The organism is Burkholderia sp. BCC0419 (assembly GCF_902830285.1).
Taxonomy (GTDB): domain Bacteria; phylum Pseudomonadota; class Gammaproteobacteria; order Burkholderiales; family Burkholderiaceae; genus Burkholderia.
Genome location: NZ_CADESR010000001.1, coordinates 1,128,884 through 1,152,255, shown reverse-complemented (window position 1 = coordinate 1,152,255; position 23,372 = coordinate 1,128,884). Strand labels below are relative to the sequence as shown.

Genomic DNA, 23,372 nt, shown 5'->3' with positions numbered 1-23,372 from the left:
TCTCGTCCGGCCCGGTGCCGCGGCCGGCAGGCGCGCGCGTCGCGCCCAGCGCCAGCCTCGCGGCGATCGACCGGAGGGCGCCGTTGCGCGCCGGGTCCGGTCCCATGCAAAGCGTCGGCCGGACCGGGTCCGTCACGACCCGGCCCGATCCGTCGCGAAACTTATCCGTTCATCCGGCGAAACACGGTCGTGCCGCCGCGTACGACCTGCTCGCACAGCGGCCGGCCGATCCAGTACGCCAGCTCGGCCAGCGAGCCGACCGACCAGGCGGCGAAATCGGCCTGGCGACCGACCTCGAGTGCGCCGTGGCGATCCGCGCGGCCGAGCGCCGCGGCCGCATGGCGCGTGACGCCCTGCAGCACCTCGGGCACCGTCATGCGGAACAGCGTACAGCCCATGTTCAGCGTCAGCAGCAGCGATTCGAGCGGCGACGTGCCGGGGTTGTGATCGGTCGCGAGCGCGATCGGCACGCCGTGCTTGCGCAGCAGCTCGATCGGCGGCAGTTGCGTTTCGCGGATGAAGTAGTACGCGCCGGGCAGCAGCACGGCGACCGTGCCGGCGGCCTTCATCGCCTCGATGCCGGCTTCGTCGAGAAATTCGAGGTGGTCGGCGGACAGCGCGCGATAACGCGCGGCGAGCGCCGTCCCGCCCGCATTCGACAATTGCTCCGCATGCAGCTTCACCGGCAGCCCGCGCCGCGTCGCGGCCTCGAACACGCGCTCGGTCTGCGCGAGCGAAAAGCCGATGCGTTCGCAGAACGCATCGACCGCGTCGACGAGCCCTTCGTCGGCCAGCGTCGGCAGCATCCGGTCGCACACTTCGTCGATGTATGCATCCGCGCGCCCCGCATATTCGGGCGGCAGCGCATGCGCGCCGAGGAAGGTCGTGTAGACGGTGACCGGGAAGCGCTCGCCGAGCTGGCGCGCGACGCGCAGCATCTTGCGCTCGCTCGCCAGATCGAGCCCGTAGCCCGACTTGATCTCGATCGCGGTCACGCCTTCGGCGAGCAGCGGCTGCAGCCGCGCGGCGGCCTGCACGAACAGCGTCGTCTCGTCGGCCGCGCGCGTCGCGCGCACCGTCGACACGATCCCGCCGCCCTGCCGCGCGATTTCCTCGTAGCTGACGCCGGCGAGGCGCTGCGCGAACTCGTCGGCGCGCGTGCCGCCATACACGAGGTGCGTATGGCAGTCGACGAGGCCCGGCGTCACCCACGCGCCGTGCAGGTCCTCGCGCCGCCAGTGCGCATAACCGTGCGGCAGCGCGGACAGCGCGCCGAGCCACGCGATCGCGCCGGTTTCGTCGACGGCGATCGCCGCGTCGTCGATCGTCTCGTCGGGATGGCCGTGCGGACACAGCCTCAGGTGATGCCAGACAGTCGGTTTCATGCGTTCAGTCTCGTTCGCCGACGGTGAGCGAGACGGCGAGCAGCGCGCCGCCTCCGCTCACGACGACGTCAAACGCACGCCGCGGCCCGTCGAGCCGCAACGTGTCCATTTCCTGCAGCGCGTAGTGCGCGCCGTCGATCTCGACACCGACCGCACCCGTTGCGCAGAACAGCAGTACGGTGTCGGCGCGCTCGATGCGGTGCGTGCCCTCGGGCCACACGTCGACCGACCCGCGCGCAGCCGAACGGCGCGTCATCAGGTTGAAGTCGCGCGTCGCGCCGTCGTGCAGCGTCGCGTCGATCGCCGTTTCGCCCGCGAAATCCGCACGGGCCAGCGGTGCATCGAGCACGTGCCGCGTGCCGCCCGCTTCGGCGAGCGTCATGCCCGCGCCGGACAGCAGCACGAGCGTGCGGTCGACGCCGTCGAAACGCGAGAACGGCCCGGCCGTGCCGACGTCCGCGACGCTCACGCGCCACGCGAACGCGTCGAGCGCGGCGCCCGGCGGGAACGCGCCGATTTCGCGCGTCACGCCGCCGCCGTTCTTCCACGGCGACGCGACGAGATCCGCCGCGCGGATCAGCGCGGCGGCCAGCGTCACGTTCACCGGCGCGTGGTCGAGCGCCGTCATGCTCAGCGGCCGAGCATCGGCAGCTTCAGGCCGGCTTCGCGGGCCGTCTGCTGCGCGAGTTCGTAGCCGGCATCCGCATGGCGCATCACGCCCGTCGCCGGATCGTTCAGCAGCACGCGACCGAGACGCTCGTGCGCGTCGGCGGTGCCGTCGGCGACGATCACGACCCCCGAGTGCTGCGAGAAGCCCATGCCGACGCCGCCGCCATGGTGCAGCGACACCCACGATGCACCGCCCGCCGTGTTCAGCAGTGCATTGAGCAGCGGCCAGTCGCTGACGGCATCCGAACCGTCCTTCATCGATTCCGTCTCGCGGTTCGGGCTCGCGACCGAACCGGTATCGAGGTGGTCGCGGCCGATCACGATCGGGGCCTTCAGTTCGCCATTCTTCACCATCTCGTTGAACGCCTGGCCGAGGCGGTAGCGGTCCTTCACGCCGACCCAGCAGATCCGTGCCGGCAGGCCCTGGAACGCGATGCGCTCACGCGCCATGTCGAGCCAGTTGTGCAGGTGCGGATCGTCGGGGATCAGCTCCTTCACCTTCTGGTCGGTCTTGTAGATGTCTTCCGGATCGCCCGACAGCGCGACCCAGCGGAACGGCCCCTTGCCTTCGCAGAACAGCGGGCGGATGTACGCCGGCACGAAGCCCGGGAAGTCGAACGCGTTCTCGACGCCCATTTCCAGCGCCATCTGGCGAATGTTGTTGCCGTAGTCGAGCGTCGCCGCGCCGCGTTCCTGCAGCGCGAGCATCGCGCGCACCTGGACGGCCATCGACTGCTTCGCGACCTTCACGATGCTCTGCGGATCGACCTTCTGCGCTTCGCGCCATTGCGCGACGGTCCACCCTTGCGGCAGGTAGCCGTTGATCGGGTCGTGCGCGCTCGTCTGGTCGGTCACGCAGTCCGGCGTGATGCCGCGCTCGACGCATTCCGCGAACACGTCGGCCGCGTTGCCGAGCAGGCCGATCGACACCGGCTTGCCGGTGCGCTTCGCTTCCTCGATCATGCCGAGCGCTTCGTCGAGCGTCGTCGCCTTCTTGTCGACGTAGCGCGTCTTCAGGCGGAAGTCGATGCGCGTCTCGTCGCATTCGACCGCGATCATCGAGAAACCGGCCATCGTCGCGGCGAGCGGCTGCGCGCCACCCATCCCGCCGAGGCCGCCCGTCAGGATCCAGCGGCCCGACGGATCGCCGTTGAAGTGCTGGTTCGCGACCGAGAAGAACGTTTCGTAGGTGCCCTGCACGATGCCCTGGCTGCCGATGTAGATCCAGCTGCCGGCCGTCATCTGGCCGTACATCATCAGGCCCTTGCGGTCGAGCTCGTGGAAGTGATCCCAGTTCGCCCAGTGCGGCACCAGGTTCGAGTTCGCGAGCAGCACGCGCGGCGCATCCTTGTGCGTGCGGAACACGCCGACCGGCTTGCCCGACTGGATCAGCAGCGTTTCGTTTTCTTCGAGATCCTTCAGCGACGCGAGGATCTGGTCGTAGCATTCCCAGTTGCGCGCCGCGCGGCCGATGCCGCCGTACACGACGAGCGCATGCGGATGCTCGGCGACTTCCGGATCGAGGTTGTTCTGGATCATCCGGTAGGCCGCTTCGGCCAGCCAGGTCTTGCAGGTCTTCTCGCTGCCGCGCGGCGCGCGGATCGTGCGCGTCGGATCGAGACGGGGATCGATGTGTTTCGGATGGTTCATGACGACTGCTCCCGAAGGAAAGTGAAGTTCAATAAGGAATCAGAAATGCCCGGTGAAGCGATAACGGCTGCCGGGATGCCACAGATTCGCCACCGAGGCGACGACGCCCTGCGACCAGGTGCGCCGATGTAAAACCAGACACGGCTCGACGTCGTCCATCCGCAGCTGCTCGCGCCGCTCCGGCGCCGGCGCCGCCGCTTCGATCCGGTACTCGACGCGCTGCAGCGGTGCCGCGCGCATCAGGTACAGGTTCGGCGTCGTGTTCGTGAAATCCTGCTCCGCGTAATCCGGCGCGACCGCCGGATTCACCCATCGTTCTTCGAGCTGTACCGGCTCGTCGTTCTCGAAGTGCAGCACCTGCGAATGAAACAGCTTCGTGCGCACGGCCACCTGCATCTCGTCGGCGAGGGCATCGTCGGCGCGGATCGTGTCGAGCCCGAGCACGCTGGCGTGGTATGCATGCCCGCGTGCGCCGACTTCCTCCGAGATGCTGCGGATCGCCACCAGCGTCGACTCGTACTTCGGCCGCGCGACGTAGGTGCCCGCGCCCTTCATGCGCGTGAGCACCTGCTCGGCCGTCAACTCGCGCAGCGCGCGGTTGACGGTCATGCGCGCCACCTTGAACTCGCGCGCCAGCTCGTTCTCGGACGGCACCTGGTCGCCCTCCTCCCACTCGCCGGCGTGGATGCGGCCCAGGATGAAATCCTTGATCTCCTGGTAGACCGGCGCGCTCATCGGCTTACTGTTCCGATGCGAACGAGAACGGCGCGACCTTCGCGAACGCGCGCTCGCCGACGAGCTTCGCGATCACCGCGATGTCCGGTGCGAAGTAGTGGTCGAGTTCGTAGTGCGCGACCTGGCCGCGGATCGTCTCCATCACCGGCGCGAGCTTCGGGCTCGTGTGGTAAGGCGCGCGCAGGTCGACGCCCTGCGCGGCGGCCAGCAGTTCGATCGCGAGGATGTGCTTCGTGTTGTCCGCGATGTCGGCGAGCTTGCGCGCGGCGAACGTCGCCATCGACACGTGGTCTTCCTGGTTCGCGGAAGTCGGCAGCGAGTCGACCGACGCCGGGTGCGCGAGCGTCTTGTTTTCCGACGCGAGGGCGGCCGCCGTCACGTGCGCGATCATGAAGCCGGAGTTCACGCCGCCGTCCCGCACGAGGAACGGGGGCAGGCCCGACAGCGTCGCGTCGATCAGGAGCGCGATGCGACGTTCGGCCAGCGCGCCGATTTCCGCCGCGGCGAGCGCGAGGTTGTCGGCCGCGAACGCGACGGGCTCGGCGTGGAAGTTGCCGCCCGACAGCACTTCGCCGGTATCCGGGAAGATCAGCGGGTTGTCCGACACGGCGTTCGCTTCGATCAGCAGCACGTCGGCCGCATGGCGCATCTGGTCCAGGCACGCGCCCATCACCTGCGGCTGGCAGCGCAGGCTGTACGGGTCCTGCACCTTGTCGCAGTCGCGGTGCGACTGGTTGATCGGCGAGCCTTCGAGCAGCTCGCGGTACGACGCGGCGGCGTCGATCTGGCCTTGATGGCCGCGCAGTTCGTGGATGCGTGCGTCGAACGGCTTCACCGAACCGGCTGCCGCGTCGACCGACAGCGCACCCGCGACGAGCGCGGTGCGGTACAGGTCTTCGATCGCGAACATGTTGTCGAGCGCCAGCGCGGTCGATGCCTGCGTGCCGTTCAAGAGCGCCAGGCCTTCCTTCGCCTGCAGCGTCAGCGGCGCGAGGCCCGCGACGCGCAGACCGTCGAGCGCGCTCGCACGTTCGCCGCGGATGAACACTTCGCCGACGCCGAGCAGCGCGGCCGACATGTGCGCGAGCGGCGCGAGGTCGCCCGATGCGCCGACCGAGCCCTTCACCGGGATCAGCGGCAGCACGTCGGCGTTGAACAGCGTGATCAGCGCGTCCATCACTTCGCGACGGATGCCCGAGTGGCCGCGGCCGAGGCTCGACAGCTTCAGCGCCATCAGCAGGCGCACCGACGAGCGCGCCATCGGCTCGCCGACGCCGACCGCGTGCGACAGCACCAGGTTCTTCTGCAGCAGTTCGAGCTGGTCGTGCGGGATGTGGGTGCTCGCCAGGCGGCCGAAGCCCGTGTTGATGCCGTAGGCCGGCTCGCCCTTTGCGGCGATGTCGGCGACGGCCTTCGCACCCGCGTCGATCTTCGCGAAACTCGCCGGGTCGAGCTTCAGTTGCACGGATTCGCGTGCGATCCGGCGCAGTTGCGGGAGGGTCAGGCGGCCGGGGGTCAACGTAATCATGTGAGCAATCCTGTCTAGACAAGTTCGGAATGGATTGAAGTGTAGCCACGCCAACTTGTCTAGACAACCTGTTTTTCATAATTCCGGCTCGGGAATTTCCCTGATGTCCGGCATGGCCCGCCCGACTTGCCCGGCGGACCCGGGTATTAACAGATGTTGCAGTTATTTTGTCTTTGGCAACATACGGATCACCATTCGCCTCGGAGACCACCATGCCTTTCCCGTCACGATTCGCCGCCCGCCTCGGCCGCCCCCTGCTCGTCGCCGCATGCGCGTTCGCGTGCGGCGCATCCGTCGCCGCGGAGCCGCTGTCCGGCACGCTCGAGAAGATCCGGCAGAGCAACCTGATTTCGATCGGCCATCGCGAAACGTCGGTGCCGTTCTCCTATGTCGATGCAGGCGGCAAGGTCATCGGCTTCTCGCAGGACCTGTGCGACCGCGTGATCGCCACGGTGAAGGCGCGCACCGGCAAGCCCGACCTGCAGGTGCGCTTCATTCCGGTCACGTCGCAGAACCGCATTCCGCTCGTGCAAAACGGCACCGTCGATCTCGAATGCGGGGTGACGACCAATCTCGCCGCACGCCATGCGCAGGTCGCGTTCTCGACCACCTTCTTCGTCGCGACGACGCGCCTGCTCACACGCACGAGCTCGGGCATCCACGACTTCCCCGATCTCGCCGGCAAGACGGTCGTGACGAACCAGGGCACGACGTCCGAACGCCTGCTGCGCAAGATGAACGAGGAAAAGAAGATGAACATGCAGATCATCAGCGCGAAGGACTACGGCGAAGGACGCCTCACGCTCGAATCGGGCCGCGCGGCCGCGTACATGATGGACGACGTGCTGCTCGCGGGCGTGCGCCAGCTCGCCGCGAAACCGGCCGACTGGCAGCTCGTCGGCACGCCGCAATCGTCGGAAGCCTACGGGTTCATGCTGCGCAAGGACGATCCGCAGTTCAAGGCGCTCGTCGACGGCGTGCTCGTGCAGCTGATGAAAAGCGGCGAGATCAACGCGCTGTACGACAAGTGGTTCATGAAGCCGGTGCCGCCGAAAGGGCTGTCGTTCGACTTCCCGATGAGCGACGTGATCAAGGCGCGCTATGCGGCGCCGAACGACGCGCCGCTCGAGTAAGCGCCGCGCGTGGACCCCGGCCTACGCGCGCGTCCACGCGACGCACGCCGCGTAGCCGGGCGCCGCGTCGAGCCACGCCGCGTCGAACGCCGCGACGCCGGCGGCAGGCGCGGCCGGCTCGACGATCGTCGTCGCGGGCGTCGCCGCGTCGCGCGGCGGCACGACCGCGAACGCGCGCAGCCCGCCGACGATGCCGGTGCCGAGCGCCTTCAGCAGCGCCTCCTTCGCGGACCACACCCGCATGAATTCGCCCTCGCGCACGCCGGGCGGCAGGCCGTCGAGATACGCGACCTCGGCGGGCGCGCACACTTCACGCGTCAGCGCGCGCCAGTCGGCCGCGCGGTTGCAGCCCTCGATATCGACGCCGACGCGGCCCGTCGGCGCCCACGCGAGCAGCGCGTGATCGCCCGCGTGCGATACGTTGAAGTCGAGCGACGCGCAACGCGCGCGGTCCAACGACGGCCGCCCCGATGCGTCGACGACGATCGCGACCGCGTGCGGTGCGATGCCGAGCGCCGCGCCGAGCACGTCGCGCAGCGCGGCGCGCGTCGCGGCGCTGCGTACCGCATCCTCGTGCCGCAGGAAGCGTGCGGCGCGTGCGCGCTCGTCATCGCTCAGCGCCGCATACGCGGGCGACACGAGCGGCACGCGCCAGTCGAAATCGACGCGCGCGATCCGCACGCCGGCGCGCGCCGCGGCGGGCGGCACGTCGAGTGCTTGCACGCGCCACGCGCGGGGCGTTGCAACGGGAGAAGCGGAATCGGAAGGAATGGACATCGGCGCGCGGCAGCCTGTGCTGTCAAACGAAACGTCCGATGTTAATCGATCGCGCCGACCTGCGGCTGCGGCCGCTGCCGCAGGATCGGGAAGCAAACCGGGATAGCGCGTTGCGTTCGTCTACGCCCGGTCACCCGTTCGCGGCCATGCCCGGCACGCCGCTCCCCGTCAGCCGCCCGCGCGACGCCGGGTGCAGCGCATGCACGGCACCCGGCGCACCGGCCGGCAGCACGCCGTGTTGCAGCCAGTACAGCGCGACGGGCCACAGCGTGTCGGTGAAGCGGCTGTGGAAAAACGCGAAATGGCCGATCGCGTCGACGCCGATGTCGGCCGGCGCGATCCGCAGATGCGTGACGTTGCTGCCCGTGTAATAGCTGACCAGCCGCTCGATCGCGTCGACCGTGCCGAACGCGTCGTCGTCGAGGCCGATCGCGAGCATCGGCGCCGACAGTCCCGCGAAGCGCGCCGGCAACGCGACGCGGCTTGCCCCGCCGTCGTCGAGCACGCTGCCGATGTAGCCATCCTCGAAACGCGGCTGCGCACGCGCCCACGACAGCGCGATACCGCGCGGCGTGTCCTCCATCCAGCCGAGCCGCTTCGCGGGCACGTAGCCGAACACGGCCGCGAGCGCGGGCATCGCGACATGCCACTTCCACCACATGCGGCGCCGCTCGGCTGGCAGATAGTCGCGCCAGTACGCGTACTGCGCGCCGACGGTCACCGCATGCCGTACGTGCACGTTCGATGCCGCGAGGCCGAGCACGCAGCCGCCGATGCTGTGCGCGACCACATCGAGCGGCTGGCCCGGAAACGCGTCGCGCGCGTAATGCAGCGCGGCTTCGCAATCGAGCCGCCCCCAGTCGAGCCAGTTCGCGCGCAGCTTCGCGAGCTGTTCCGGACGCGACCCGCCGATGCCGCGATAGTCGTAGACGAGCACGTCGCGCCCCTGCGCGAACAGCCAGGCCGCGAAACGAAAGTAGTAGTCGCAGCGCACCGACGTCGCGCAATTGATGACCGTCACGGGCCGCACGGCGCCGCCGCCGCGATGGTGCCAGACATGGCCGCGCAATGCGTAGCCGTCGGCCGCGCGCAGCGTCACGGGTTCGGGCGGCAACGCGCCCGCCGCGCGACTGCCCTGCGCCGCCCCGCTTTCCTCGTTCGAAATCGTCATCGTGTCTCCTGTCGACCCCAGTTAGCGCTTCAGCGCTTACTCAGCCCCTTCCTCCGCGATCCACCCGCCTCCATTGAACTTGACGCGTACCGCGTTCTCAACCAATCTTGCTGCTCCGTTCGCATGAGTCACGCGCATGTCAACGCCACTCGTCCGTCTCCCGTCGCTCGACCTCGTCCGCGGTTTCGTCGCCGTCGGCCGCCGCATGAGCATCACGCTCGCCGCGCAGGACCTGTGCGTCACGCAGTCGGCGGTCAGCCGCCAGGTCCATGCGCTCGAAGCGCATCTCGGCGTGACGTTGCTGCAGCGCGGCTACCGGAAGATCGCGTTCACGCCGGAAGGCGAGCGGCTGTTCCGCGTCGCCGATGCGGCGCTGCACAGCCTGCAGGACACCGTCGCGTCGCTCGCCGCCGCGCGCGAGCGCCAGCCCGTGACGATCACCGCCAGCATCGGCGTGACCGCGCTGTGGCTGCTGCCGCGGCTCGGGCGGCTGCAGGCGCGCCTGCCCGGGATCGACCTGCGCGTCGCCGCGAACGACAAGGTACTCGATTTGCGCGCCGAAGGCATCGACCTCGGCATCCGCTACTGCCCGCGCGACCGCGCGCCGGCCGGCGCGCTGCGCCTGTTCGACGAGATCGTCGTGCCGGTCGCGCATCCCGCGCTCGCCGCGCGGCCGGTCACGAGCGCGGCCGCGATCGCCGATCACGTGCTGCTCGAATTCGACGGCCCGCCGCAACCGCAGTTGCAGTGGCACGCGCACCTGCACGCGGCCGGGCTCGGTGACGCGCGCCCGAAAGGCGTGCTGCGCTTCAACCAGTACGACCAGGTGATCCAGGCCGCAATCGCGGGCCAGGGCATCGCGCTCGGCCGGCTCGCGCTCGTCGCGCCGATGCTCGCCGACGGCCGGCTCGCGATGCTCGGGCCGCACACGCAGACGCTGTCGGAGACGTACGGCTACTGGCTGTTCCAGCACGATCCGGCCCCGCGCCGCGAAGTCGCCGACGTGCGCGACTGGATGCTCGCCGAAGCGGCCGAATGCGATGCGGCGATGCACGCGCACGATACGACGTCGGCCTGAGCCGACTGTGCGGATGCGCGTGACCGCGGGCGGGCGCCGTCATCCCTTCGCATTCCCGTCACGCATGCCAACCTGACCGAATGATCGCTTGAGCGAGAGCGGCCCCGCTCGTCTAATCGGATCGAGCGCGGCCGTTTCGCCGCGCGCCTTCATCCGGAGACACGCATGACCCCGATCGAGCAGGAAGTCCGGCGCCGCTGGCTGCCCGTGCTGGCAGGCGGCCTGATCATGGGCGCCGCGCTCGGCATCCGCCACGTGCAGGGCCTGTTCCTCGCGCCCGTCTCGCTCGACCACGGCTGGTCGCGCGAAGCGTTCGGGCTCGCGCTGGCGCTGCAGAACCTGATCTGGGGTGTCGCGCAGCCGTTCACCGGGATGGTCGCCGACCGCTTCGGCTCGGTGCGCGTGATCGTCGCCGGCATGCTGCTGTACGCGGCCGGGCTCGTCACGATGGCGCAGGCGGCCACGACCGGCCTGTTCACGGTCGGCGCCGGGCTCGTGATCGGCATCGCGCTGTCGGGCTCGGCATTCGCGTCGATCTACGGCGCGCTGAGCCGCCTGTTTCCGCCCGACCGGCGCGGCTGGGCGCTCGGCGTCGCCGGCGCGATCGGCGGGCTCGGCCAGTTCTGCATGGTGCCCGTCGCGCAGGAACTGATCGGCGGCATCGGCTGGCGGCACGCGTTCATCGCGTTGGCGCTCGTCGCCGCGCTGCTCGCGCCGCTCGCCGTGCTGCTGCGCGACCGGCCCGCGAAGGCGGCCGCCGCCGCCGGCCCCGAGCAGTCGATCGGCGAAGCCGTGCGCGAGGCGTTCGCGCATCGCGGCTTCTGGCTGCTGAACGCGGGCTTCTTCGCGTGCGGCTTCCAGCTCGCGTTCATCGCGACGCACCTGCCCGCGTACCTGCTCGACCACGGGCTGCCGGCGCGCCACGCGAGCGTCGCACTCGCGCTGATCGCGCTGACCAACGTGGCCGGCACCTATGCGTGCGGCCATCTCGGCGGGCTGCTGCGGCGCAAGTACGTGCTGTCGGTGCTGTACCTCGTGCGCGCGCTCGCGATGGCCGCGTTCGTCGCCGCGCCGCTGTCGCCCGCGAGCGTCTACGTGTTCGCGGCCGTGATGGGGTTCACATGGCTCGGCACGGTGCCGCTGACGAACGGCGTGATCTCGCAGGTGTTCGGCGTGCGCTACATCGCGACGCTGTTCGGCTTCGTGTTCTTCGGGCACCAGCTCGGCAGCTTCTTCGGCGTGTGGCTCGGTGCGCTCGTGTACGACGCGACGCATTCGTACATGCCGCTGTGGATCGGCTCGATCGCGCTCGGCGTGCTCGCGGCGCTGCTGCACCTGCCGATCGACGACGCGCGCGTCGCGCGCCCGGCATCGGGCGGCGCGGCATGGGCATGATCCGCGCGGCGCTGGCCGCCGGCACCCTCGCGTTCGTCGCGTGGTGCGGCGCGGCCTACTTCGATTCGGGCGTCGCGTACGCGCTGCTCGAGCACGTCGCGTTCTGCAATTGATGCGGCAAACCGGAGCGGACGGTCAGCGGCGCTTCGGCAACGCGGCCAGCGCATCGAGCGCACGGGCGCGCGCGGCCGCGTGCTCGACGAGCGGCGCCGGGTAGTCGACGCCGAGCCGTACGCCGGCCGCTTCGAGCGCCAGCGGCGACGCTTCCCACGGTGCATGGATCGACGCGTTGTCGAGGCCGCCAAGCTCGGGCACCCAGCGCCGCACGTACGCGCCGTCCGGGTCGAACTTCTGCCCCTGCGCGACCGGATTGAAGATGCGGAAATACGGCGCGGCGTCGGCGCCGCAGCCGGCCACCCATTGCCAGCTCGCTGCGTTGTTCGCCGGATCGGCGTCGACCAGCGTGTCGCGGAACCACGCTTCGCCCGCGCGCCAGTCGATCAGCAGATGCTTGATCAGGAACGACGCGACGACCATCCGCACGCGGTTGTGCATCCAGCCGGTCGTCCACAGCTCGCGCAGGCCCGCATCGACGAGCGGGTAGCCGGTCTGCCCGCGCTGCCACGCACGTAACGCGGCGGGATCGTCGCGCCACGGCATCGCATCGAACGGCGCGCGGAAGTTGTCGGTCGCGAGCGACGGGAAGTGATACAGCAGCATGTAGCTGAATTCACGCCAGCCGAGCTCGCTCAGGAATTTGTCGGCGTGCGCCGCGTACGCCGCGCCGCCGGCGCTCGCGGCGCCCTGCACCGCATGCCACACCTGTCGCGGCGACACGTTGCCGAAGCGCAGGAACGGCGACAGCCGGCTCGTCGTCGGGCGGTCGGGCCGGTCGCGCGCCTCCGCATAGCCGGCGAGCGATGTCGTCAGAAACGTGTCGAGTTGCACGTGCGCGCCGGCTTCGTCGGGCGCCGACCACGCATCGCGCAGGCCGCCGGCCCAGTCCGGCGCATGCGGACGCAACGCGAGCGCGTCGAGCGCCAGCGCGCGGTCGCGCACGGCTTGCGGCCACGGACGAAGCGCGATCCGCCCGGGTGCCGGCAGCGGCGCGGCGACCGTGCGATCGCGGCGCGCCGCGCGCCAGTATGCGGTGAACACCTGGTACGGCCCGCCGCTGCCCGTCAGCACCTCCCACGGCTCGTTCAACAGGCTGCCGTTGCTGCTCTCGACCGTCACGCCGTGCGCCTTGAGCGACGCCTTCAGCGCCGCGTCGGCGTCACGCTGCGGCTGCGCATAGCGGCGGTTCCAGTACACGGCCGCCGCGCCCGTGTCACGAACGAGTCGCTCGATCTCGCGCTGCGCGTCGCCGCGCAACAGCAGCAAGCGCCCGCCATGCCGCGCGAGCGCGGTGTCGAGCCCTGCCAGCGACCCGTGCAGCCACCAGCGTGCCGCCCCGCCGAGCGCGGGCCTGGCGCCGGCGCCCGTGTCGTCGACGAAGACGCAGACGAGCGGCCGGCCGGATTCGACCGCACGCGTCAGCGCGGGCTGATCGGTCACGCGCAGATCGTCGCGGAACCAGACGATCGCGGGGGCAACGGACGACTGGGCGGGCACGGGCAGGCACCTCGATGGCGAAAGCAAAAAGAGACGCGTATTGTCGCGGCTGCGCTGCGCGGTGTCGACGCCGGCCGTCACGGCCAGCACGCCACGGCGATACTGCGTGCGACCGCACGATCCGCTTCAATCCGATGGAAGTCGCGCGGCCGGACGGCGGTACGCACGCAATGCTTCTCTGGCTGGGGTGCGTCGACCGGTTCGTGCACACCGCGCACGGCTGACGAACGCATCGAGTCACGCTGCGGCGGCCCGATGGGCCGACCGTGCTCGCCGGTGCGACCGGCTGATCCGGTCAACGATGCGTCGCGTCAATCGAGCCGGAACGCGGCCTCGAAGCGCTCGGCAAACGCATCGAACTCGTCTTCCGGCAGATGGTTGATGCCGCCCGCGCGCTTGCGCCCGCCGCCGGTCGCGAAGCCGCGGCAGAACTCGTCCGCGCCGATCGACCGGCCGTCGGGCACGCGCACGCTGACGACGAGCCCGCCGCCTGCTCTCGGCGACAGCACCGCGAGCGCTACATACGGCGCATTGCGCATCCGCTCGTTCGCGAGCATGCCGGTCGCGCGCCGCGCCCACGGATGATCGGGCATCCTGAACAGCGTCGCGCCCGGCACCTCGCGCAGCGGCAGCAGTGCGCACGCACGCGCCATGTCGTCGCGGTAGCCGTCGCGCAACGCGACGAACACGGCGGTCTCGCGCACGAAATCGAGCGGATCGATGCACGGCAGCATCGCGTCCGCGAGCGCCGCCGGATCGAAATGCAGATCGTCGACGCACTCGCCGTATGCGTTGTAGTTCAGGTAAAGCCCGAGTTCGGCCAGCACGCAACGTTCGGCTTCGTCGATTCCATGCTCGCGCGCCAGCGCATCGCCGAGCGCCGGCAGTTCGTCGCCGAATGCCGCGACGATCGCCCAGCGCACGTACCGGCCGCCGAGATAGCGGTTCACGATCGCGCTCGTGCAGACGTCGGCCGCCGTGTCGATATGCGCGTCGAAGCGCGGGTGGTCGGGCAGCTCGCCTGCGAAGTGATGGTCGAAGTAACGGACCGTCGCGCCGTCGCGCAGCAGCCGTGCGCACGCGTCGCGGTTCTGGTCGTACGACACGTCGAGCACGGTGACGAGGTCGCCCCCGTGCGCGTCGATGCGCTCGAGCAGCCTGATGTCGCGCTTCACGCCGGTCACGAGCGTGCCGTGCACGCGTTCCGCGAGCCGCAGTTGCTGAAGCGCGCACAGGCCGTCCGCGTCGCCGTTGAACGCGAAGACATGCCGCGCGTGCTGGTTGTCCTGCATGATCCGTTGCTCCATCGTCAAGGCATGAAATCGCCGCGGTTCGCGCGAGTGGCGTGCACGCCGAGGTCGCGCGCCCAGTATTTTGCCGCAACCGCGAGCGCGTTCTTCAATAGAGCGTAGCCGCCCTCCCCTGCAAACGGCTTGCGGGTCGCCTGCCTGTCGTTCATCACGATCGCGCTGCCGCCACTTCATGTGCGGCACGACTTCCCGCATGAGCGCCATCGTGCGAAACACGCGGGCATCGAGCACTGCCCCGTCGAGGTCGGTTTTCTCCACCGGCTTCGGAAACGTACCGTGCACGATGCGCCGCCTCGACCGCGAGTTTCACGCCGAGTCTGGTCCGCTCCTGGACTGGCGGTCGGCGCAACGTCATTTCATGTCATACGTCATCAGATGTGAAACCATGCGCTTCCCATCCCGCAGTTTCTCCAAAATCAGGGAAATTTCCGGGTAAACCCGCGACGTCATCGTCGGTGCACCGGCGTACCATGTCATACGACGACATACTACACAGACCGCCACCCAGACGCCGACGCGGGCTGCCGCCCCGTCCGCCGCCGCCCGACCGGAGACACCCTTGAACCCGCCCTCGTCCGCCCTGCCCGGCCGCGACCCGCTCGCGTCCGCCGTCTCGAAAGTGAAGTGGCACGTGCTCCCGCTCGTGCTGATCATGTTCATCGCGAACTACATCGACCGCGTCAACGTCGGCTTCGTCGATCGCCATCTCGAAGCGTCGATCGGCATCGGCGCGGCCGCGTACGGGCTCGGCGCCGGGCTGTTCTTCGTCGGCTATGCGCTGTTCGAAGTGCCGTCGAACCTGCTGATGCAGCGCTACGGCGCGCGCATCTGGCTGGCGCGGATCATGGCGACGTGGGGCATCGTCGCGGCCGCGATGGCGTTCGTGTGGAACGACACGTCGTTCTATACGCTGCGCTTCCTGCTCGGCGCGGCCGAGGCCGGCTTCTTCCCCGGCGTCGTGCTGTACCTGTCGCAATGGCTGCCGCCGCAAGAGCGCGGCAAGGCGATGGCGATCTTTCTCGGCGGCTCCGCGTTCGCGTCGGTGCTGTCCGGGCCCGTCACCGGCGCCCTGCTGTCGATCCGCGGCTTCGGCCTCGAAGGCTGGCAATGGATGTTCCTGATCGAAGGGCTGTTCTCGGTCGCGCTGTGCGGCGCGAGCTGGCTGCTGCTGAAATCGCATATCCGCGACGCGACGTGGCTCACCGCCGAGGAACGCACGGCGCTCCAGAGCGCGCTCGACGAGGAGCGCGCGACGCGCGACGTCCGCTCGAACGTGCCGGTGCGCGCCACCACGCTGCTGCGCGATCCGCAAATCATGCTGTTCTGCTTCCTGTACTTCTCGATCCAGCTGACGATCTACGCGGCCACGTTCTGGCTGCCGACCATCATCCGCAAGATGGGCGGCCTCACCGATTTCCAGGTCGGCCTGTACAACACGATTCCGTGGATGATCGCGATCGGCGCGATGTACGGCTTCGCGGTGCTGTCGTCGAAGTGGAAGCATCCGCAGCGCTGGCTCGCGTTCGCGCTCGTGCTCGCCGCGTGCGGGCTGTTCGCGTCGACGTCGCCCAATCCGGTGTGGTCGTTCGCGTCGATCTGCTTCGCCGCGCTCGGCTTCAAGGCCGCGGCGTCGCTGTTCTGGCCGATTCCGCAGGGCTATCTCGACACGCGCGTGGCCGCGGCCGTGATCGCGCTGATCAACTCGGTCGGCAACCTCGGCGGCTTCGTCGCGCCGACGGCCTTCGGCTATCTGAAGCAACATACGGGTTCGATCACGGGCGGGCTGTATGCGCTCGCGATCGCTTCGCTCGTCGCCGCGGTCGCCGCGCTGTTCGCGCGCACGCAGCGGCGCAGCGATCCGCCGCGCGGCCGGCCGGCCGACGAATCCTTCACGCACGCCTCGATGCTCCGCCATGCCGAACACTGACCGCCTGACCGTCGTCGTCTCGAATGCCGCCGACGGCGACCTCGCCACGTTCTCCCTCGCCGGCGACGGCACGCTCGCGCCGCTCGCCCGCTATCCCGCCGCCGACGTCGCGATGCCGATCGCCGTGCAGGCCGACCGCACGCGGCTCTACGTCGCGACGCGCGGCGAGCAACCGACGATCGTCGCATTCCGCGTTGCCGCCACGGGCGCGCTCGCGCGCATCGGCACGACCGCGATCGACGCGAGCCACGCGTACCTGTCGCTCGACCGCAGCGGCCGCTGGCTGCTCGGCGCGTCGTACGGCGGGAATTCGCTGAGCCTCTACGACGCGGCACGCGTGCGCGACGGCGACGGCACGCCGCTGCAAGTCGCGGGCGGCATCGCGAACGCGCATGCGGTGATCGTGTCGCCGGACAACCGTTTCGCGTACGTCAGTTCGCTCGGCTCGGACCGCGTGTTCGGCTTCGCGCTCGTCGAGGATGCCGCCGGCCTACGCGCGGTCGAACACGGCGAAACGCGCGTGCCGGCCGGCTTCGGTCCGCGTCACCTGCGGTTCGCGGATGACGGCCGCACGCTCGTCGTCGTCAGCGAATTCCAGGCCACGCTCGCCGCCTTCGCCCGCGACACCGACACCGGCCGGCTCGGCGACCCGCTCGTGAGCGTGCGCCACCCGGCCGTCGCCGAACTCGCGCAAGGCCATGCGCGCCCGCCCGCCCCCGCCGAGCCGTCCGTGTGGGCCGCCGATCTGCACCTGACGCCCGACGAGCGATTCGCGTACGTCAGCGAGCGCACGTCGAGCCGGTTGCTCGGCTATCGCCGCACCGAAGACGGGGCGTTCGAGCCCACACACGCGACGGCCACCGAGACGCAGCCGCGCGGGTTCGCGATCGATCCGTCGGGACGCTGGCTCGTCGCCTGCGGCGAACAGTCGGAACACGTGGCGGTGTATGCGATCGCGCCGGACGACGGCACGCTGTCGCTGCACGCGCGCGTGCCGGGCGGCCGCGGCGCGAACTGGATCGCGATCGTCTGAAGGTTTGAAGAAGCATCAGCGCCTGCGCGGGAACCGGCACGCCGATGTGGGTGCGGGTGCGGCGTTCAGCGGCGTTCAGCGCCGCTCGCTCGGCGCAACACCCGTCCAGCGCTTGAACGCGCGCGTGAAATTGGCGCGGTCGGTATAACCGACGCGCGCCGCGATTTCATCGACCGGCAGGCGTGTGCCTTCGAGCAGCCGCAGCGCGTCGCGCAGCCGGATTTCGTCGAGCAGTGCCGAATAGGTTGCGCCGTATTCGGCGAGCTTGCGCTTGAGCGTGCGCGCCGACACATGCAGCTCGCGCGCGACGTCGTCGACCGACGGATAGCCGCCCTCGCCGCAAATCAGCAGGTTGCGCACGCGCTCGACGATGCTTTCCGCATAGCCGAGCCGCGCGAGTTCCGCCTCGCACTGCTGGACGATCATCTGCGCGGTCTGCGCGTTCGCGGTGCCGATCGGCTCGTCGAGCAGCGCGGCGTCGCAGCGGATGCGGTTCGCGCTCGCATCGAAATGGCAGCGCGGCAGCCGCGCGCGATAACGCTCGAACCATGGCGGCTCCGGCCATTCGAAATGGAGTTCGGCACGCGACTGCAGCGTGCGCCCCGGCGTCGGATACAGCAGCGAATTGAACAGGATCGCGGTCTCGACCAGGAAGTTTTCCACCGCGAACTGGCGCAGCCGGCCGAGCGGAAACGCTTCGAGCACGTCGATGTCGACGATGCCGTCGAGCTGCGCGAGCCGCACCGAGAAAAACGGCACGCGCGTCGGCAGGTAACGGATGCCGAGCGCGATCGCCTCGCCGAGCGTCGCGCAACTCATCAGCCCGAAGCCGATCAGCCCGGCTTTCGTCAGGCTGCTGCGCAGGCCGATCTCGATCGCGATCGACGGATCGTCGGTCGCGTCGAGCAGGTTGAACACGATCGCCGCCTGTTGCAGCGGCGTGATGCGCGCATCGGGCTGCGCGAGCCGCTCGCGCTCGACGCCCGAGCCGGCAAGAATGCGGCCACCGTCGATGCCGCGCTCCTCGGCCAGCATCAGCATGAACAGCGCATACGCGGACGACACCGTCGCCTTGTTCAACTGGCGCGCGGCATCCGGAACGGACAGGACCATGCGGCTCACTCCGGGCGGTTTCGGCGGATTGTAGCGTCGCTGGCCCGCAATGACACCGCGGCGGCACTCTAGCCATGCAGCCGTGCATCGGGCGCCGGCCTGCCGGCCAACGTGGCCCGAAATGACACCACCATTGGCACCGACGGCCCTCGCGTGCGCTCCGGCACGCGCCTATGCTTGTCACATCGGCATTGCGCCCCACTCTTTTCGCACGGATCCCGGTCGATGAGCCAACCCGCACGAACCGTCTTTCGAAACGACGCCGACAAGGTCGCGTACGTCCGCCGCGAAGTCAACGCCGCGAGCGACGCGATCCGCGCGCGCTTTCCGCTGCTCGACAACCAGAACCTCGTCGGCGCGACCGTGATGGCCGTGTCGGTGAGCGCGATGCTCGCGATCGCGTGGCTGTATGCGCGCGGCGCGCTCGCGTGGTACGTCGCGCTGCCGCTCGCCGCGTTCGTCACGTCGCTGATCCACGAGCTCGAGCACGACCTGATCCACCTGATGTACTTCAAGAAGACGCCGTGGGCGTATCACCTGATGATGGCGCTGTGCTGGCTCACGCGGCCCGGCACGATCAACCCGTGGACGCGCCGGCGCATGCACCTGCATCACCACAAGGTGTCGGGCGGCGAATCGGATCTCGAGGAATTCGGCATCACCAACGGCGAACGCTGGGGCGTGAAGCGCCTGCTGATGATCGCGGACGGCATGCTCGCCGTCGTGCTGCGGCCGGCCGCGATGCGCCGCAAGGTGAAGCAGTACGTGGCCGCGCAGCCGGTGCAGGATCCGTCCGAGCGCCTGCAGTTGCGTGTCGAGCAGGTGTCGTCGTACATGCCGATCGGTCACCTGTACTACACGCTGTGGCACGCGTTCATCGTCTATCACGTCGGCCTGTTTGCGCTGCACGCGTTTGGCTACGCGGTAACGGTGCCGGCCGTCGTCGAGCGGGTGATGCGTGTCGTCGATTTCCTGGCGGTGGTGTGGCTCGGGCCGAACTTCGTGCGCAGCTTCTGCATCAACTTCGTCAGCTCGAACATGCACTATTTCGGCGACATCGATTCGCGCAACGTGATCCAGCAGACGCAGGTGCTGAACCCGTGGTGGATGCTGCCGTTCCAGCTGTTCTGCTTCAATTTCGGCAGCACGCACGCGATCCATCACTTCGTGGTGCGCGATCCGTTCTACATCCGGCAGCTGACCGCGCGCACCGCGCATGCGGCGCTGCGCGAAATCGGCGTGCGCTTCAACGACGTCGGCACGTTCGCGCGCGCGAATCGCTGGGGCGGCTATCGCCCGTCTCGCGGCACGCACCACGCGCAGGCCGACGCGTAACGCCGGCGGCGCGCCGCCTCAGCGCTTCATCAATCGCCGATCGGCGGCATCGGCCCCTGCCCGCGAATCCACGACCAGTTCGCGAGCTCGGCCATTTCCTTGTCGCCGCGGCTGTCGCCGTACGCGAACAACTGCTTCGGCGGCCGGTTGCCCCACCACCCGCGCAGCCGCACGACCTTCTGCGGTCCCCAGCAGTTCTCGCCGTCGAGCCGCCCGGCGAAGACGCCGCGCTCGAACGCGAGCCGCGTCGCGAGCACCGCGTCGAAGCCGGCCGTCTTCGCCCACTTCTCCAGATACAGCGACGGCGACGCGCTGACCAGCACGACTTCATGCCCGCGCGCGCGATGCTCGCGAATGCGCTCGAGCATTTCCGGACGCACGAGGCTCGACAGATAGGTGTCGACGAACCTGCGCGCCTGCGCATCGAGCGCGTCTTCGCGGATCGGCCCGAACGCGAACGACGCGAATTTCGCCTTCGCGTCGCCGCGCGACAGCAGCCCTGCCTTCATCGCGACGATCCACGGCAGCGCGCGCAGCCCGGCCCACGCGAAACGCGGCGTGCCGACCGCCTGGCGGACGAAATGGCGGAAGCTGTCGGTGGTCGTGATGGTGCCGTCGAAATCGAAGGCGGCGACGATGCGATCGGTCATGGAGAATCGGCGGGAAAGCGATGAGATGCCCGGGAAGATAGCAGACTCGCGTCCACCCGCGCGAAACCGTGCCGCGCCCGACACGAGACCACGCGCGTCGAAGCGCGTGCGGTCGGTCGTATCGTTCGCTCAGCGCGGCGGCCGCGCGGCCAGCGCCGCCGGCAGCACGACGTTCATCAGGTGATCGGCGCGCGACAGCAGGTCGATCACGCGCTCGTCGAGCCCGCGCAGTTGCGCCGGCTGCATCCGGATCTGCTGGACGGCCTGCCCGACGATGTTGCGGCGATCGAACAGCGTGCGCTCGACGCCTGCATCGTCCGGCGCCCGCACCACGTCCGACACCGCGCTCAGCGCCGCGAGCACGACCACGAGGTTCTCCTCCGCATGGCGGACCTTCGCGGCGAGCTCCTCGGTCCGGCGCGGGAAAAAGCCGAGCGACTGCTTCAGCGCGCCGAGCGCCGCGCGGTAGTCGACATGGCCCGACGCCGCACCGAACCAGCGTTCGAACATGCCGGCCTTGCGCGTCGCCTGCGCGAGCATCCCGGCCATCATGTCGGCCGCGCCGAGTTCGTTGAATTCTCGCGTCGTCGCCGCGACGGCCTCGACGAGGTTGCCGGCCGTCTCCAGCGCACCGTCGCCGATCGTCGCGACCGTCGCGAGCTTCAGCGGCACCAGTTGCCGGATATGCCGCTCGATGCGCGGCGCGTAGTCGGGATAGAGATTCGGAAAGCTGGCCTGTGCGGCGCGGAAGCACGCTTCGAGCTGCGGATGATTCGATTCGCCGAACAGCGCGCGGCCGACCGCATCGGCGGGCGCCGCACGCACGGCTTGATCGGACGCGGGCGCCGGCCCGAAGTCGAGCGCCTGCGGCGCGGGCCGCGCCGGCGCACGTGCGACCGCCGCACCGGGCGCGGCCGGCGCGTCGAACGCAAGACGCCCGGGCGGGCGCTCGGGCGTCGTATCGAACTCGAGCCGCTTCGGCTCGTCGGACGGATTCGTCATCGCTGCTTCCTGCCCGGCGCGGCGGGGTTCCGCGCGCCGGGCTGCCGCCAGTCAGACCGCGCCGCCATACGCGCGGACGAAATCGCCGAGGCCGCGGTTATAGCCCGCGCCGACCGCCTTGAACATGAAGTGGCCGTCGCGGCGATAGAAGCTGCCGACCTGCACCGACGTCTCCATCGAGAAGTCTTCCTCGAGCACGTACTTCGCGATCACCGTGCCCGACACCTCGTCGGCGATCTGGATGTAGCTGTTGCGAACCTGCCCGAAATTCTGGCGGCGCGCTTCGGCCTGGTCGATCGTCACGACCACCGAGATCTCCTCGACATCGGCCGCGAGCTTCGTCATGTCGATGAAGATCACTTCGTCGTCGCCGTCACCGCTGCCCGTACGGTTGTCGCCGCTATGCACGACGCCCAGGCACTTCGACGAAGGCATCCCGCGCTTCGGGAAATCGTCGCCCGGCTGGATGAAGGTTTCCTTGCGCTCCATCGTGCGCACTTCGCTGTTGTAGAACACGAAGTGCTGATCCGAGATCAGTTTCGGATTGCTCTGCGCATCGTACTTGCACAGGAACACCGACACGTCGAGATCGAAATCCGTGCCCGTGTCCGTCGCGTTCGCGTCCCAACCGAGACCGATGCGGAATTTCTGCGTGCCGGGCGCTTCCTTCGACAGGTTGACGCGACCGCCTTTCGACAAATTGATCATCTGAACCTCTTCTGCTGGAACCGCCGTTGCGCCGGCGGCGATGCCGGGCCGCATGGGGCGGCCCCTTCGTTGATGGTTTTCGTGCCGCGTGACGCGCGCTTACTTGCCCGCCACCGCAGCGCGGTCTTCCTTGCGCTGTACGACGATCGACGACCACACGGCCGCGGCGATCATCGCCGCGCCGACCAGGCCCGTGACGACCTCGGGCACCTCGAACTTCACGCCCAGGAACATGATCGTCGCGAGCGCGCCGATCGCCCAGAACGCGCCGTGCTCGAGAAAGCGGTACTGCGCGAGCGTGCCCTTCTTCAGCAGCACGAGCGTCATTTCCCGGATGTACGCCGCGCCGACGCCGAGGCCGAGCGCGATCAGGAAGATGTTGTTCGACAGCGCGAATGCGCCGATCACGCCGTCGAAGCTGAACGACGAATCGAGCACTTCCAGATACATGAAGCCCGCGACGCCTTCGCGCACCACGCGCGTGCCCGTGTCCTCGCCGCCGACCAGGTCGCCCACGCCGTGCGCGATCACGAAGCCGATCACGCCGAACGCGCCCGCGAGCAGGAAGCTCACCTGCTCGGCCGCCGGCACGTAGAACGACGCGATGATCACGATCGCGAGCGTCAGCGCCACTTCCAGCGCGGTGATGCGGCCGAGATGGCGCATCGGGCCTTCGAGGAAGCCGATCCAGTGCTCGTCCTTCTCGGTGTCGAGCATGAACTTGAAGAACACCATCAGCAGGAACGCGCCGCCGAACGCCGACACTTCGTGATGCGCGGACGTCAGCACCGCCGCGTACTTGTCCGGCGATTCGACCGCGAGCGTCAGCGCGTCCCACAGGCCGATGTGGCCGATCACCGCGACGATCAGCAGCGGGAACACGAGCCGCATGCCGAACACCGCGACCGGCAGGCCGAACACCATGAAGCGGTTGCGCCACTTCTCCGACCAGTTCTTGAGCACCGATGCGTTGACGACCGCGTTGTCGAGCGACAGCGAAATTTCGAGCACGCACAGGACCGCGACGATCAGCATGTCCTTCACGCCGCCGAGGAGATAGGCCGCGATCAGCGCGAGCACCGTGAGCGACAAGGGGATCTTGAAGTCTTTCAACATGATGGGGTAATCGAGTTCAGAAAAATGGGCAGGCGGTGCGCGC

22 protein-coding genes are annotated in these 23,372 nt (G+C 69.2%); 7 read left to right on the top strand and 15 right to left on the bottom strand.

The genetic code is table 11. The annotated features are described in order from the left end of the window. Positions 1–161: 161 nt before the first annotated feature. From hutI to hutH, 5 genes are read right to left on the bottom strand one after another with little or no spacing between them, the layout of a single operon-like run. On the bottom strand, positions 162–1,385 hold the full coding sequence (gene hutI / locus HWW87_RS05090; RefSeq protein ID WP_175819497.1) for an imidazolonepropionase: 1,224 nt from the start codon (positions 1,383–1,385) through the stop codon (positions 162–164). A 4-nt stretch (positions 1,386–1,389) separates the two neighbouring features. Further along, positions 1,390–2,013, bottom strand: coding sequence for a HutD family protein (locus HWW87_RS05085; RefSeq protein WP_175819496.1), 624 nt, complete (start codon positions 2,011–2,013; stop codon positions 1,390–1,392). A gap of 2 nt (positions 2,014–2,015) precedes the next feature. Then, entirely contained in the window at positions 2,016–3,704 is a 1,689-nt protein-coding gene (gene hutU, locus HWW87_RS05080; RefSeq protein ID WP_175819495.1) for a urocanate hydratase, read from the bottom strand. A 39-nt stretch (positions 3,705–3,743) separates the two neighbouring features. Next, on the bottom strand, positions 3,744–4,439 hold the full coding sequence (gene hutC, locus HWW87_RS05075) for a histidine utilization repressor (protein ID WP_174387840.1): 696 nt from the start codon (positions 4,437–4,439) through the stop codon (positions 3,744–3,746). 4 nt (positions 4,440–4,443) lie between these two features. Continuing rightward, a complete protein-coding gene (gene hutH, locus HWW87_RS05070; protein WP_175819494.1) occupies positions 4,444–5,967 on the bottom strand; it encodes a histidine ammonia-lyase in 1,524 nt (507 codons plus the stop codon). A gap of 212 nt (positions 5,968–6,179) precedes the next feature. On the opposite strand from hutH, the gene HWW87_RS05065 reads away from it, so the two are divergent. Beyond that, a complete protein-coding gene (locus tag HWW87_RS05065; RefSeq protein WP_175819493.1) occupies positions 6,180–7,100 on the top strand; it encodes a glutamate/aspartate ABC transporter substrate-binding protein in 921 nt (306 codons plus the stop codon). A 21-nt stretch (positions 7,101–7,121) separates the two neighbouring features. Here the strand turns inward: HWW87_RS05065 and HWW87_RS05060 are convergent, their stop codons facing one another. Next, on the bottom strand, positions 7,122–7,877 hold the full coding sequence (locus HWW87_RS05060; RefSeq protein WP_175819492.1) for a 4'-phosphopantetheinyl transferase superfamily protein: 756 nt from the start codon (positions 7,875–7,877) through the stop codon (positions 7,122–7,124). Between the two features lie 130 nt (positions 7,878–8,007). Next, entirely contained in the window at positions 8,008–9,048 is a 1,041-nt protein-coding gene (locus HWW87_RS05055; RefSeq protein WP_175819491.1) for an alpha/beta fold hydrolase, read from the bottom strand. Between the two features lie 136 nt (positions 9,049–9,184). Here HWW87_RS05055 and HWW87_RS05050 point away from each other — a divergent pair, with 136 nt between their 5' ends. The 3 genes from HWW87_RS05050 (at position 9,185) to HWW87_RS37400 (ending at position 11,634) form a co-directional block, all read left to right on the top strand. Then, positions 9,185–10,126, top strand: coding sequence for a LysR substrate-binding domain-containing protein (locus HWW87_RS05050; RefSeq protein ID WP_175819490.1), 942 nt, complete (start codon positions 9,185–9,187; stop codon positions 10,124–10,126). 165 nt (positions 10,127–10,291) lie between these two features. Beyond that, complete coding sequence (locus HWW87_RS05045) at positions 10,292–11,521, top strand: MFS transporter (RefSeq protein ID WP_244107137.1); 1,230 nt, start codon at positions 10,292–10,294, stop codon at positions 11,519–11,521. Beyond that, on the top strand, positions 11,512–11,634 hold the full coding sequence (locus tag HWW87_RS37400) for a hypothetical protein (RefSeq protein WP_006478335.1): 123 nt from the start codon (positions 11,512–11,514) through the stop codon (positions 11,632–11,634). The genes HWW87_RS05045 and HWW87_RS37400 overlap by 10 nt, the downstream gene beginning before the upstream one ends. 22 nt (positions 11,635–11,656) lie before the next feature. Here the strand turns inward: HWW87_RS37400 and HWW87_RS05040 are convergent, their stop codons facing one another. The 3 genes from HWW87_RS05040 to HWW87_RS37080 all read right to left on the bottom strand — a co-directional run bounded on the left by HWW87_RS05040 (position 11,657) and on the right by HWW87_RS37080 (position 14,594). Next, positions 11,657–13,135, bottom strand: coding sequence for a deoxyribodipyrimidine photo-lyase (locus HWW87_RS05040; RefSeq protein ID WP_175819489.1), 1,479 nt, complete (start codon positions 13,133–13,135; stop codon positions 11,657–11,659). Between the two features lie 311 nt (positions 13,136–13,446). Then, on the bottom strand, positions 13,447–14,427 hold the full coding sequence (locus tag HWW87_RS05035; protein ID WP_175819488.1) for an acetyltransferase: 981 nt from the start codon (positions 14,425–14,427) through the stop codon (positions 13,447–13,449). A gap of 17 nt (positions 14,428–14,444) precedes the next feature. After that, on the bottom strand, positions 14,445–14,594 hold the full coding sequence (locus tag HWW87_RS37080) for a hypothetical protein (RefSeq protein WP_244107136.1): 150 nt from the start codon (positions 14,592–14,594) through the stop codon (positions 14,445–14,447). A gap of 410 nt (positions 14,595–15,004) precedes the next feature. On the opposite strand from HWW87_RS37080, the gene HWW87_RS05025 reads away from it, so the two are divergent. Further along, positions 15,005–16,372: an MFS transporter gene (locus tag HWW87_RS05025; protein ID WP_175819487.1), complete on the top strand. Its 1,368-nt coding sequence runs from the start codon at positions 15,005–15,007 to the stop codon at positions 16,370–16,372. Next, complete coding sequence (locus tag HWW87_RS05020) at positions 16,359–17,405, top strand: beta-propeller fold lactonase family protein (RefSeq protein ID WP_175819486.1); 1,047 nt, start codon at positions 16,359–16,361, stop codon at positions 17,403–17,405. Before HWW87_RS05025 ends, HWW87_RS05020 begins: the two co-directional genes overlap by 14 nt. Before the next feature lie 75 nt (positions 17,406–17,480). Here the strand turns inward: HWW87_RS05020 and HWW87_RS05015 are convergent, their stop codons facing one another. Then, positions 17,481–18,518, bottom strand: a complete 1,038-nt coding sequence (locus HWW87_RS05015; RefSeq protein WP_175819485.1) for an AraC family transcriptional regulator — start codon at positions 18,516–18,518, stop codon at positions 17,481–17,483. 225 nt (positions 18,519–18,743) lie between these two features. Here HWW87_RS05015 and HWW87_RS05010 point away from each other — a divergent pair, with 225 nt between their 5' ends. Continuing rightward, positions 18,744–19,853, top strand: coding sequence for a fatty acid desaturase (locus HWW87_RS05010; RefSeq protein WP_175819484.1), 1,110 nt, complete (start codon positions 18,744–18,746; stop codon positions 19,851–19,853). 29 nt (positions 19,854–19,882) lie between these two features. On the opposite strand, the gene HWW87_RS05005 is transcribed toward HWW87_RS05010, so the two are convergent. The 4 genes from HWW87_RS05005 to HWW87_RS04990 form a co-directional block, all read right to left on the bottom strand. Next, positions 19,883–20,503, bottom strand: coding sequence for an HAD family hydrolase (locus HWW87_RS05005; protein WP_175819483.1), 621 nt, complete (start codon positions 20,501–20,503; stop codon positions 19,883–19,885). Between the two features lie 129 nt (positions 20,504–20,632). Further along, complete coding sequence (locus tag HWW87_RS05000; RefSeq protein ID WP_175819482.1) at positions 20,633–21,505, bottom strand: hypothetical protein; 873 nt, start codon at positions 21,503–21,505, stop codon at positions 20,633–20,635. 51 nt (positions 21,506–21,556) lie between these two features. Continuing rightward, the gene (locus tag HWW87_RS04995; protein WP_175819481.1) at positions 21,557–22,213 is read right to left on the bottom strand and encodes a TerD family protein; all 657 of its coding nucleotides are present in this window, start codon (positions 22,211–22,213) and stop codon (positions 21,557–21,559) included. Between the two features lie 99 nt (positions 22,214–22,312). Then, positions 22,313–23,329: a DUF475 domain-containing protein gene (locus HWW87_RS04990; protein ID WP_175819480.1), complete on the bottom strand. Its 1,017-nt coding sequence runs from the start codon at positions 23,327–23,329 to the stop codon at positions 22,313–22,315. Between the last annotated feature and the right edge of the window lie 43 nt (positions 23,330–23,372).